This is a genomic window from Klebsiella sp. JB_Kp031 (genome assembly GCF_040064295.1).
GTDB classification, from domain to species: domain Bacteria; phylum Pseudomonadota; class Gammaproteobacteria; order Enterobacterales; family Enterobacteriaceae; genus Klebsiella; species Klebsiella quasipneumoniae.
This window is the reverse complement of sequence record NZ_JBEAJW010000021.1, coordinates 107,568-119,997: the sequence shown is the minus strand read 5'-3', so window position 1 is coordinate 119,997 and position 12,430 is coordinate 107,568. Positions and strand designations below refer to the sequence as shown.

At 41.2% G+C, this 12,430-nt stretch carries 14 protein-coding genes; 7 read left to right on the top strand and 7 right to left on the bottom strand.

Going from position 1 to position 12,430, the window contains the following annotated elements; translation table 11 throughout:
- Window positions 1-88: 88 nt before the first annotated feature.
- The 6 genes from ABLV64_RS07075 to ABLV64_RS07050 form a co-directional block, all read right to left on the bottom strand.
- A complete protein-coding gene (locus ABLV64_RS07075) occupies window positions 89-736 on the bottom strand; it encodes an HAD family hydrolase (RefSeq protein WP_348843181.1) in 648 nt (215 codons plus the stop codon).
- Between the two features lie 582 nt (window positions 737-1,318).
- On the bottom strand, window positions 1,319-1,708 hold the full coding sequence (locus ABLV64_RS07070; protein ID WP_004181725.1) for a hypothetical protein: 390 nt from the start codon (window positions 1,706-1,708) through the stop codon (window positions 1,319-1,321).
- 65 nt (window positions 1,709-1,773) lie between these two features.
- On the bottom strand, window positions 1,774-2,532 hold the full coding sequence (locus tag ABLV64_RS07065) for a hypothetical protein (protein WP_016947102.1): 759 nt from the start codon (window positions 2,530-2,532) through the stop codon (window positions 1,774-1,776).
- 233 nt (window positions 2,533-2,765) lie between these two features.
- Window positions 2,766-3,497, bottom strand: a complete 732-nt coding sequence (locus tag ABLV64_RS07060) for a plasmid SOS inhibition protein A (protein WP_342520553.1) — start codon at window positions 3,495-3,497, stop codon at window positions 2,766-2,768.
- Between the two features lie 259 nt (window positions 3,498-3,756).
- A complete protein-coding gene (locus ABLV64_RS07055; protein ID WP_004181720.1) occupies window positions 3,757-4,359 on the bottom strand; it encodes a hypothetical protein in 603 nt (200 codons plus the stop codon).
- Between the two features lie 992 nt (window positions 4,360-5,351).
- Window positions 5,352-6,623, bottom strand: a complete 1,272-nt coding sequence (locus tag ABLV64_RS07050; RefSeq protein WP_004181719.1) for a DUF1173 family protein — start codon at window positions 6,621-6,623, stop codon at window positions 5,352-5,354.
- A 182-nt stretch (window positions 6,624-6,805) separates the two neighbouring features.
- Between ABLV64_RS07050 and ABLV64_RS07045 the strand changes: the two genes are divergently transcribed.
- The 7 genes from ABLV64_RS07045 (at window position 6,806) to ABLV64_RS07015 (ending at window position 11,554) form a co-directional block, all read left to right on the top strand.
- Window positions 6,806-7,300 carry a thermonuclease family protein gene (locus ABLV64_RS07045; RefSeq protein WP_032455404.1) on the top strand — a complete coding sequence of 165 codons (495 nt, stop codon included), beginning with the start codon at window positions 6,806-6,808 and terminating at the stop codon, window positions 7,298-7,300.
- 110 nt (window positions 7,301-7,410) lie between these two features.
- On the top strand, window positions 7,411-8,229 hold the full coding sequence (locus ABLV64_RS07040; RefSeq protein ID WP_004181718.1) for a phospholipase D family protein: 819 nt from the start codon (window positions 7,411-7,413) through the stop codon (window positions 8,227-8,229).
- A gap of 403 nt (window positions 8,230-8,632) precedes the next feature.
- Entirely contained in the window at window positions 8,633-9,031 is a 399-nt protein-coding gene (locus ABLV64_RS07035) for an H-NS family nucleoid-associated regulatory protein (protein ID WP_004181717.1), read from the top strand.
- A 574-nt stretch (window positions 9,032-9,605) separates the two neighbouring features.
- Window positions 9,606-9,920 carry a hypothetical protein gene (locus tag ABLV64_RS07030; RefSeq protein ID WP_004196316.1) on the top strand — a complete coding sequence of 105 codons (315 nt, stop codon included), beginning with the start codon at window positions 9,606-9,608 and terminating at the stop codon, window positions 9,918-9,920.
- A gap of 8 nt (window positions 9,921-9,928) precedes the next feature.
- Complete coding sequence (locus ABLV64_RS07025) at window positions 9,929-10,438, top strand: hypothetical protein (RefSeq protein WP_004181938.1); 510 nt, start codon at window positions 9,929-9,931, stop codon at window positions 10,436-10,438.
- Window positions 10,428-10,868 (top strand): hypothetical protein, encoded by a 441-nt coding sequence (locus tag ABLV64_RS07020; protein ID WP_062826803.1) that lies wholly within the window; start codon window positions 10,428-10,430, stop codon window positions 10,866-10,868. Before ABLV64_RS07025 ends, ABLV64_RS07020 begins: the two co-directional genes overlap by 11 nt.
- Before the next feature lie 29 nt (window positions 10,869-10,897).
- On the top strand, window positions 10,898-11,554 hold the full coding sequence (locus ABLV64_RS07015; protein ID WP_004181937.1) for a hypothetical protein: 657 nt from the start codon (window positions 10,898-10,900) through the stop codon (window positions 11,552-11,554).
- A 273-nt stretch (window positions 11,555-11,827) separates the two neighbouring features.
- Here ABLV64_RS07015 and ABLV64_RS07010 read toward each other — a convergent pair whose 3' ends face one another.
- A complete protein-coding gene (locus ABLV64_RS07010; RefSeq protein ID WP_004181934.1) occupies window positions 11,828-12,430 on the bottom strand; it encodes an HAD domain-containing protein in 603 nt (200 codons plus the stop codon).

The following is a 12,430-nucleotide window of genomic DNA, read 5'->3' as shown; positions in this document are numbered from 1 at the left end:
TCTTTTTTTGACCAGTTACAGTGGTTAAATGTAGAATATATGTTGCCTTTATGTAAAGAAGAAATTACAGAACGATAAAGGGCAATTTTTATCTGATGACTAGCTTCGACGGAAGTTTACGACGGAAACCTTGATGGAAGTGACGCCAGTGAGGCTCAGTCGCTGCGGAAAGGAGTTCATAATCACCCCGCGTATCACCCCATGCCCGAAGATGATAGTCAGTCAGAGGTCCATATTCTTTTTCAAGCCGGATAATTTTCTGTGAGCACCTGCAATTATGGCCACTGATTCTGCCAGTCAGAATGCCGTCTTTTGTCTCTAATTGTGTACCAATCAGTTTGATCCTAAGTTTTTCGGCAAAGGGTCTGAGTACAATTTCCGGCGACGCAGAACATAAGGTGACGATCGCGCCGGAAGTGACTTCATTCGCCACAGCAATCAAACCTGCCGGGCGCATGAGGCGATGCCAGTAGAGCTGACAGAATTCCTCTGCTTTAGAAGACACCCACTTTTCCTCTACACCAGTAAGAAAAGTTGTAATGAGCGTTTCTTTTAGCTCATCACGCGTCATCTGCTTACCCATACAGCGTAACGTGGGTAGAGCCATGCTGACGATACGTCGCGAAAACGCCCGATTGCCAAAGGCAAACCGCAGAAAAGGGATAAAGCTATCATGCCGCGTTAACGTACCGTCAAAATCAAATACAGAAAGCATGCGGGGCTGAATGACGTTCATCGTGATCTTATTCCGTTGGATAGTAGGTTACTTCTGCCAGCCGCTGCACTATACCACCAGGACGCGAATAACAGTAACTGCACGTGAGGTGCTAACATCCTGCTCGCGTCAAAATGAAGGGCAGGGGTCCAGGCACCTCCTGAGAAAAGTAACTTTTTCGTGATTGTGTGCTCAGTAAAATCTGATGCGGTAACCCCATACTCTGGATCGGCGGAGGGCAGTATATTACTGTTCCTTCACAAGTAATGAGTTCTGATCTCTGTAAGCATACCTGTCACATTCAGCACCCTGAAACCGTACCCCGGAACTGTCTGGTGTCAGGACAAGTCCACCTTGTGCAGCATGTACGTGGAGAAGCTTATCCCCACCCGACACATTCAGATGTAGTGCAGGCACGCCATGATTGATTTCCGGTAATACACCTAAGCAAAGCTGACCTGTATCGTCCGCCACCTCGATTGAGGTCTGGTTATCCAGATGGTAGGTGGCCGTATAAATTCTGCTATCCGCTTCATGGCAAACCGGTTCACCTTCAGGGATACGCCAGTCCGTCATTCGTTTAATAACAGGAGCACCGACAGATTATTTTTGTGCGGCCACAATAAGCAGAGATTGCAGGGCAGCTCTGTCAGAGTTTCGGATCGCCCTGTCGAGGATAGTTTCCTGTCCCTCGTCTGCCCAGGCTTCAACATGATAATTTGACCATACGTTACGTTCAGTCGAAGGCAGACGGTCATCGGGTTCAATGTGGAGTGTGGGGGTACACTCTATGTCTGAAAGATAGGGCTTTGCGACATCGCCATCCGTAATGCCGTTGACCCGTCCACCACAGTGATCAGCAATTACCCGCCCTATATCCAGCATGAAGGCCTGGTGCGCCTCACGGGAGTCAAGTTCACCCAGCAGTTCAGGTTTAATAAGAAGACCGGTTACGATTTCAGCCAGTTCATTGGGTAATATTTGCTTTGTCATAATGCCTCACAAAATAGACAGATCAGTACAGAAGAGTGGAGGGAGAATGCCCGGACCAAAGAAAATCACATGACGTTCAGGTACGATTTCATCACCCGGAACTCATCAGGAGTGATTGGTTTCATACTGGATTTTTTGATGGCAGAGCCAGAACTAAATTGTATCCCTCCTTCGGCATCTTTTTCCCCACCATCGCGATAGTTAAGCTGAATCTCATCATACCTATGCGCTGCATTAACGCTGTTCGGGCAACGCAATATAAACGATACTGGATATTCAAGCTCACCGACGACCTCTGTAAATTCACAAAAGAAGTAATTCATCTTCTCGGCGAAAGCGGTTCGTTCAGCCTCCAGAAAATTGTGTAGACCTGTCCACCGGATGAAATCCTTGCTCACGACACAGGCAGCGCCTCCAAACCCGTCAGGCCTTTTTAAGTTACTGCATGTAAAAGCAATTTTGAACTCTATCAATTCGTTCCTGTCAAATGCAATAAGTGCCGCCTGAGCAAACAGCGCACCATGTTCAGAATTGAAATCACCGAGATCACTGTTAATAAGAAAACCTTCTGGGCATTTTTCCCCATCAAAATGCCAGTCCAGGTCTTCAGGAATATCTGCAACATTTCTGAATGGATGGTTCAGGACACAGTGACGTACAATAATCTCCATTTCTGACAGGCCGTTTGTGTTATCACATGAAATTAGTTTTTGAATAAAACTATCATCCGGTTCAAACAATTCATTCATTGCCTCAAGTAATATATCAGCTTGAGTAGGATTTGCTTCGATAAGGCAAGCACATTCTGAATAATAGTCAGCCATGATAAACCTCATATCTGTTTAGAAGATTACGATCGATTATGAATAAGACCATCATACTAAACCAAACCGGCTCATCAAGGGGGTATTTCCACCGGAAGCAATAATAATTAAGGTCAGATTCATAAATTCTGGATAATAATAACCACCCCCTTAAATGGTACAAAAAAACCCTTGAAAACAGTGAGAAATATTGGGCTTGAAAAATTTAGTTTTTCTGATTGAAGCTTTGTATTCTATCCAGTTTTATATATAAGAGATAATGGTAGCGCTGAAAAACAGACGTTAAACTCCATAATTGTAATAGTGCTAAGAACATAATCAATCTCGTCCAGCAATTCAGCCAGTGTGTAACACCAAATATAGTCCTTTCTGTATGAAGTTATCCAGAATGATGACCACCATTCCTTAATCAGCAGGTAAATATGATTAGTTGTAAGTCCTTGTCCATGGGTATCGTTTCGCCACTCTTCTAACCAGCGTTTATGTTGACCTGGAACACAGAAAGACAAGTAAAGCCTGGATTTTGCAACGTTAATTTCAAGTTGATATTTCAATAGGTTATATTCTTTCTTTGTCAGGCGCTCCACCCTTTGATCATGAATCCGGTCACGGTGTTCGCGGCGCTGAAAAACCCTGTTCTGTAACTCCGGGAACATGGAAACTGCCAGAGACCAGGAAAGAGGGAGAATAAAACACTCTCCACGAGATTCAATCAGAATATCGATAGCACGCAGGTATTCAACTTTAGTTGCTTCGCCACGAACAAATGGATCGTAACTCGAATCAACCTTTCTCAAGTCATTCGAGCTAATTTGCGATTTACCTGTAAGTTCTTTAAAAAAGGCTTTGACGTAGGCCAGTTCTCCTGTTTTCCGTCCCAAAGCTCTGCGATTCTCCACAGAAGCAATAGAAGCCATTGCACATCGCTGGAAAGGGTTAATCGGGACAAGCGTGGAAGATATCATTAATTACCATCCTTAGAGAATAGGAAGCACATAAAGACATATTATCAGTAATTATTTCACTTGCTAGTACCTATTTATATAATAGTGCTTATGAATAATATTCAAAAACATTTAATATTTTTCGGAGTCAACTTCAAACATGAGAAAGCAACTTTTAGCACACCCATAAACCGGAAGCATATAAAAACAGTGAGCAAAGGGAGGGTTAAAGCAATTACTAAGCCTTACATGAAAGGCTTAGTAAAGGAAATCAGGGATATTACTTAGTGATACAGCTTTCAACTAGTGAAGCAATGAATTTTCTTTCTGCATAACATCCTTTCATTGATTGCGGATCAAAAACAATATTATCAGCTTCGACATAGCGTAGCCTGTGGTATACAGACAAACGCGCTTCATTCCTTTTATGCTCTTCAAGAACCGGGGTGTAATCATGATCGGTCATTCCTATAACAAAGAAAGCACAAATGACAGATAGTCCAATGATAAAGAAGGGAGCATGTTCCAGGAAAGAAGACATTGTTTTAGATACGTTTACGTCAAAAATATCAACAACAGCATTACTGAATAAGGTAATAATTATAAGTAAAAACATTACACCGATAACACAGGAAATCCGGAGGACCATTTTTGTGTTGTCAGGCTCAGCAGTAACTTCATCAGGTGGTGCAAAGACAGTAGAACGAGTCGTCTTCTGCATTTCCGAACCGGCATAACCTCCGCCTCCCAGAATAACAGAGTCTCCCGAAATGCCGCCCCCCAGTACTGAACCTGATCGTTCAGTAGTTGAAGTTTCCTTCAGATAAAGGGAGTGCAAAGGGATCCCGTCAGTTGGTGAATAATGAACTTTCATGATAGTCATAGTAAGGCTCCTGATTATTGATACTTTTATAGTACTGTGAGCCTGAGGACAATTTTTCCTTTAAAAGGGTGAAATCGCTATTTAACAATTTTTTTTACCGGGCACGAAAGGATAAAAACCGTAGTTGTCCTGCAAAAGCATCCAATTATGGAAAAACTATGAATGCAACATGTTGACGAGAAAATCTGATGGAAAAAGTTTACCTGTCTGGTATTGTCAGTAAAACCGGCAAAGGATTCAACTAACCAGGGGTGGTTTGTTGAATACGGAGCAGTAGCAGCCCCTTTGCCGGTTTGTCATCCTTTCATGCCTGCATCACTTTCCTTCCTGCTACCTGAAGACATCCACATACGATCTGCAATAAAGAAGCCCACATTTCGTTATGGGAGTGAACTACTTTTTTCACGAAAAGGGTCTCTCTGGGCGCACAATACGTGACACCGTCACTTTTAGATGTAAGTGATTTAATATCATTGGATATAGTCACAATGGTAAATGTCAATAGCGATAAAATAACAGAAATTGATTATAAAATTGATGCCTTTTAAATAAAACAAGGTTTCAATATGTCGATATAAAAACCAACAAAAAGCATGAATTCAGGAATAACCAGAAGTGTGCTCACTTTTCCATCGCTTCAAGAGGTATGCAACATCCTATTTACAGTTAGAATAATACCCTTTATTCCATGTGTTAGATTAATGTTATCACCCGAGGTGGGGGTAACCAGCTTCTAAATCAGTCCAAAAGTTACTTTTCTAGTGGTTTTTGTTCAGGTTGCGCTACGCGAAATCTGAAGAAAAACGGAGGGGTGAGTACGTCAGATTTCACGTAGCGCACGGCGACGAAAAGAAAATTTCGTATGATTTCTGGCCGGTTAATTGATCAAAATTGAAATCGCAGGATGAAGTACAACAGGGCTGAAGCCTTTTATGCCAGAAAAGTGCTGATAGTTATAATAGGGCCGAAGCCCTTACTGAAGCATTTTGGCGTTAACTGCAGCCCTTATCGGGCAAATGGGGTAGGGGGCCAGCCGGGGCAACCCATGATGCCCAACCATCCTTTCCATATCGTTCATTATAGTAACTTTCTTTGATCGCCTTACGCGCCAAATATGAAGCAGTATCCATACCAAATACCTCAATAGGAAATAGTTCATGCCCCCCAATATCCGTCAGACAAAAATCTGGGAAAACATCATTATTAGAAGCATCGTATCTCAGGGGTTTGATAAATGACCGCTCATGCTTATGAAGATAATTTAGCATGGTCAGCTCATAACTCGAGTCTGCCGGGATCCAGTTTTCATCAACATTCATCAATGCTATCTGAAGTGGTTTAAGATAGTATGTATCTTTCCCCTTAAATTTACCCAGATCACCTATAGCCATACAGATTACGTTACCTCCTGAACGCCAGTTTGCTATTTCAGAGCTGAATCTCTTCTCCAGTGATGCCCAATTCTCAGTATTCATCAGCACAACTGGAACACCTGAAAAAAACTTTATCGGAAGTCGTTTTGATGCATTCGAGTGTCTTTCAGGGTTATATTTAGATAGTACATTGAGGCAAATCAGACGCTCTTTATTCATCAGCGCCTCTGATGTCATTTTTATGTTTTTTGTCTCTTGAGGTGTCGAAGGATATGCACCTGCAAGTAAATGCATGGACAGCGGATGTGATGCGACTTTAATTTTTTCCGCAGAGTGGGTTATAAGGTTGAACACCTTGCCAGGATTACGTTTCCCGGCCATTTTCGGATACCAACGATTCAGACCGCTGTCATCCCACAGGAACTGGAGAAGACCCAGCAATGACATGCTATTCTGAGAAACACCACCTGATTTATTCCTGTTATCTATCGGTACGATCGAGGTCGACTCCGAGTCAGATGAGGCTAATGCCACGTCTAACCTAATTCCGTAGCCTCCATCTTTAAGGTCTTTGACGACACCTTGTGTATAGCATTTTAGACCTGAATTGTCTTTATCAAGTGTAAAGAAAATACAGTCAGGTGAATGTTGACTACCTGTATTCGGGTACCGCGCCAGGAAATAAGTATCACCGCCTGAGTGATATTTTACGGCAAGTGATTTTTGTCCTTTTCCTTTACAGGCACAGCTTACCTTCGCTTCTACCGAAGCATGCGCCCGGGACAAAACGGCGTACCAACTCTTTTTAAATTCTTCTTTTGTCTGGAAGTCTCTTGAATACCTTTTACTGTCACCCCCATAAGATACAATCACATCATTAACAGTAGACATAAGCCCCCCTTAATTGATCTGAGCCGAGATGCGTTTTCATTCACCTCAGGTAATAATTTTCATATACATTGACACAATAGCATGTTGTTAATAAAGTAACCTATACTTTGAAAGTAACTTTTCAAAATCGTTGTGATTTCCCCCTCAAATCACATTTAATGATTATCATCCAGAGACAACCAATGATAAACATCCGGTCAACTAGATTAGCCATTTTTCCACTGGCTGTTATCCTTTTATATTCCCCATTAACTTCTATTGCCAAAACTTTCTCGGCGAAAGTAGTGCGAGTTATTGATGGTGATACAGTCCAGGCTTATGACGGTGCAACAAATACAAGAATACGGCTCTATGGGATTGATGCTCCTGAAAGTAAGCAAGCCTTCGGACAGAAAGCAAAGCAAGCAATGATTCAGTTAGTAGCAAATCAGGTTGTTAGTATTCAGGACCATGGGCAGGACGTCTATGGTCGTATGCTTGGCACAATCTATCTTAACAACAACGATGTTAACGCCATCATGGTCGCAAACGGTATGGCCTGGGCATATCGGTATCAGGGGAGGTTGATTGTTCCTGAATATGGGCCTCTTGAACAAAACGCTCGAAATGAAGGGAAAGGTCTGTGGTCTGATCCGCACGCTATAGAACCACGTCAATGGCGAAAAGCGAATAATTAAGTAAGGAATCACACTTCCACTTTCACAATATCGAGCATTCCTACTCCTAAAAAGTAACTTTTTAACGTGCGCTATTATTTATAAACAACACTGTAAAAAATGGGGGATTTATGGTTCAGATTCTTAATACAACAGGTTTAAACTATCATGTAGAGCAAACCATCGCTAATGCCGAAGAGCGCATTATTTTGATAAGCCCTTATCTGAAACTTAGCGCAAGAATTAAGGAGCTCATTGAAGACAAAAACCGTATGAAGGTTGATATTCGTATCATCTACGGTAAATCTGAACTTAACCCTAAAGACCATGAATGGCTTGTCAGTTTACCTTATGTTCGTTTGAGTTTTTGCCAGAACCTTCATGCTAAGTTTTATGCTAATGAAAATCAAAGCCTGATATGCAGCCTAAATCTATATGATTTTAGTCAAATCAACAATCATGAACTTGGGGTGTTAATTGTAAAGGATGATGACCGTGACGCTTTCAACGCTTCTATCACAGAGGCCCAGCGGTTAATCAGGATCAGTACAGAAAATATTCCATCACCAATATCATTACAATCGGGTAGATCTGAGTTGCAAAAAACTCATGAGCAGAAGAGTGAACATACAAGAACATCTCAAAAAAATGATGAAAAACATAGTATGTTAACAGATCCTATCTCAACCGAGTCAGATGAGAGAACAAGTAAAGAGGGGGATACAAACCCAGAACCCGCAAATAAACTAACCTCAACTAATTTAGCTAAACAACATAAAATGGGTTTATCTGAAATGTATGCGGAATTGATGAATTCAGGATACCTCATAGAGAAAGACGGAAAATATGAGTTAACGCCTTTAGGTATTTCCATCGGAGGCGAGAGTAAACCCAATCGTTATAAAAAAGGTGAGTTTTATTTTTTATGGCCTTCTGATATTTCTCTTTAACAGAGTTAACTTTTAAATTGCAGGGTGGTTTTTTTAATCACCCCTTTAACATTTATATGCAGTCTGAAATTTCTTAAGCAGTATCCTTTTGCAATCAAAAAATGTATTCAAATAGCATTGATTGTTTGCTTGATGACCTTTACAATTACAACATCTTATTCACTTCATACAACGATAGAATCATAACCGGATAAAAATTTTCCCGAGATGATTTTTTTCAAGATGGTGAATTTACCAACAGGGCAGTATCAAGACCAAGGAACATACATTCAGCATGAGATAGACTCATTTTTAAGACTTTTCTCGATTGAGAGAATTGAACTTCCTAAACCACTTGCTGAATTTCTTTAATTAATTTAATGTTCTTATGTAATTGCATAACAATGTGCATAAAGAGGTAACTATGAGCGAGACATTACAGGTTCTCAATAACATCCGTACACTTCGCGCTCAGGCACGAGAGCTACCATTAGAAGTGCTTGAAGAAGTATTAGAAAAGTTCACTATTGTCGTCGCTGAACGCAGTGAAGAAGAAAAGGCGGCCGAAGCGGCTAACCGTGAGCGTTTAGAAAAACTCTCTCATTACCGGGAAATGATGATCGCTGATGGTATAAATCCGAGCGAACTTATGGACGCGGCCGTCAACATTAAAGTACGCAAAAAACGTGAACCACGTCCTGCGAAATATGCTTACGTAGACGATGCCGGTGAGCAAAAAACCTGGACAGGTCAGGGACGTACTCCGGCACCAATTAAAGCTCAGCTGGATGCAGGAAAAACTCTCGAAGATTTCCTGATCTAAAACAAAATTTCTTTATTTTATTAACCACCTTACCAAGGTGGTTTTTTTTATCATCTTCATGCATTATCGTGGTTGGTCCGGCCGCAGAGAGATTACTATGTTAAACGATCATATTGAGACAGTTATGGATTTGTTTAACGGATCCAGACATCTAATCATTGCTGGAATTGTTCTAATTTATCTGGTGTTGATATGCCGTATAGTCAGTCATTATGAGGTTTATGCGGTAATGAACCGTAGACAGACATCATCCAGAGCTGGTAAGTATGAAGATGAGGACTCGGATTTAGCTAACCTTCTCATAAGCAAGAGTAAGGTTTCTCTGTGTTTAGACGTCATTACATTAGTATTGATTACATTTTTCACTGTAATGATGTATGTGTCAGCCTGAGTTTGTTGTGTTCATATTGGCATTTGGTATATCTGGCCATAGCCACACCAAACCACAAAACGTGTAAAATCAATAACTTAGTACGCATAATGTGCGTTATGTTAAATCCAGACTGTATATATATACAGTGCTTTATCAGACACTAACCTCTCACGTTGTAAGTCTTGCATTAGGGTTAATGCTATGAATGTCCATAAGAGTTATCAAACTATCACCCACTACCATTTTGATTGGTTGACCCCAGCTGGCGACTACCCCAAGTCTGCTATTATGGTAGTTGAATGCAAGGATGGCCGTTGGATGATAGTTCAGGAGTTTGGGGAAGATTACGGCTGCTTCGAAGGTGTGCTGAAGAATGAATGCGATCTTATCACTAAGCCTACTTTTTATCCCGACTTGCGAAGTGCAGCTATGTCCGGTTTTGGTATGATGAAGCAATTATACCCACTGTACGATGATAATCTCTTTAATGAATTCCTCTCAGAAATTCCGGAATAGGTATTTATATGGCCAATATCCTTATGCCCGATTGTCTTGTGAAGTTAAACAATCTCTTACAGGCTATTGAGAATGCACCCGTTGAGTGCGATGGTCATACATTAATGATAAGCAGTGCTCTAAATCATGCAGGCATTTCTCATCAACGAATGTGCGGGGTAGTTAAAAACCCCAAAACGTATTTTGAGTTATATCCACATTTCTGGATTGAGATAGGTGAATTCACTCTGGATTACCGACTCAGGATATGGGTTGAGTTATATTCAGGTGGAAAACTATCAGAGGGTGCCCCTCACGGCATATTTGATGCGCGTGGGCTTGAGTATCTTTACACTTCTGGAAGCATTTGCCCACCACCTGCCCTGGACTTTAATTTATTAAACTTAATCAGTGATGGTTATTACGAAAAAATTAACTTTACCGAGCTAACAACACTGGCACATTCTGTAGATATTAGTTTAATCAGTGATGTTAAGAATGTTACAAACACCGGGGTTGCAGAGTACAATGATAATTAATCAAAAAATATTAGAAGCTGATATTACAAATATAATCAATACATTTGAAAGGCTAATGGATGAAAGTAATAAAAGTATTATACCAGTAAAATCCAGACATGTTGATGGCTTGGCCTTGTTCGAAAACATGTATATACGTGCACGTAGCAAACATGCATCTTTGCTGGGTAAACCTGTTCTGGTTGTTTCATCAGTTTCTGTATTTATCACTAATCAAGGCTGCTTCAGTACACTTCTTTCTCACTTAAAAGCCCATTGTAAGAACAAGAGTTACCTGTTAAAAATTGAGAGCGTAATCTCTCAGGAACTCAGGAGATATCTTGCCAGGCAAATGTTCGTATTCATTGGAGAAGAATGGGAGTGCGGGTCTGGTTATTGGGTGCCTGAAGATGATCCAGTATACCCATCTTTAAATACACTACCTTATTGATAATAAATACTCTTTATAGGCTCTGAATAATGTCGACTATTCATCTCATTACAACATGCGCGAAAAAGAAAGCAGGACCTGTACATGACACTGTGTTTCCCTACCATACGACAGATACTGAGATTGCCTATCAGCAATGGAAAAGTCTTGTGCAGTCCCGATTCACTACATGTAATGATGATATTAAGGAAACGGAAAACATATACTGTAGTGCTCACTGGAGTACAGCTAAGTCTATTGCAAACTCTAATTCTCATATCTGTTTATGGGTTATTTCTGCAGGTCTGGGCCTACGACACAGTTCTGACCCCGCGATCCCTTATGATGCTACGTTTACAAAGATAGGAAGAAAGAGCGCCAGCATATGGGGTATGCTGACTTCTGACCCCATACTGCCTGGAAAAGTCCCTTCCCTTGCGGAACTGTTTAGTATGTACCGGCATGATATCTTTATCATTGCGGCCTCTCCCGTTTACCTGAACGCTGTTGAGGACGATCTCGTTAAAGGAGTGGCTTATCTTCCCTGTCCGATAAAGCAGCTTAAAATCGCTTCCAGCGCTGCCTACAATGGAAGATTAAGAGAATATGTGCGATGCGGCGGAACCAGAATGATGAAAGACCTTAATGCAAACATGACGACTCTAAACATTAAACATGCTGGCATGCTGATTCATGAGCTGGAGTAATGGCAGGTACACTTAGCCTTTGATGCAGCTGCAGAACGCTGGCTCTGACTGCCGGTGCCCACCCAGCAACGCATTATTTCATTTGTACTGTTGAGATATTGCCTCGATTACCCCGCCTTACTGTCATGCGCTAGTTCTACGATTTCTTTGCCCGGACATGTCCGGGAGCCGATTATCCATGGTGGTTGTTCCTGCCCTGCCTGAATAACCGGCTTTAATTCTCTGTTCATCGCCCACAAAAAAAACTTATATTTAACATTTTAATTCATTCCTTCATGTTAAGTACTGACAATATTTCATAATGACAGATGCTACTGTTTGGTCAGTCATCCCCTCACTGTAATTCGTTGACACCAGATTTTCGCACCCAGGTGGAAAACGGTGTGATTCATCATCAATGATAATAAACTTGTTGACCCCCATATGTCTGGCATGTAAAAGGCACTCTCTGTACCGAACATATTCGGTATCCTTTACTTCCTGAAGTGAAGGTGTAACACCTATTATTCTGTGTCTGAATGCTACCGGAAAAAGGTATTTAAGCCCTTCTAAAGTCATTGTTTCCCTCCAACTGCTGGACACGACTATATGTAATTCTGGACATTGTTTTAAAATTTTTTCCAGTAGAGGCATTCTTTCAAATGTCTCATTCATCCTTCGATGGAGGACTCCATCAAAATCAAGATAAAGCAGGACAGTACCACCTGAACAATTGCAAGATGCTAGTTGAGGTGATCCTGTAAACTCTGGTGGGTTAATATTTTTAGAACGTCTTTTAACTATACTGTCATATAGCATAGCACTAAAGATGATAATAACAACAGCTGTTGCAAACATCACCCCACCAGCAGAAAGTGAAAACAATGCCCCTGCCAT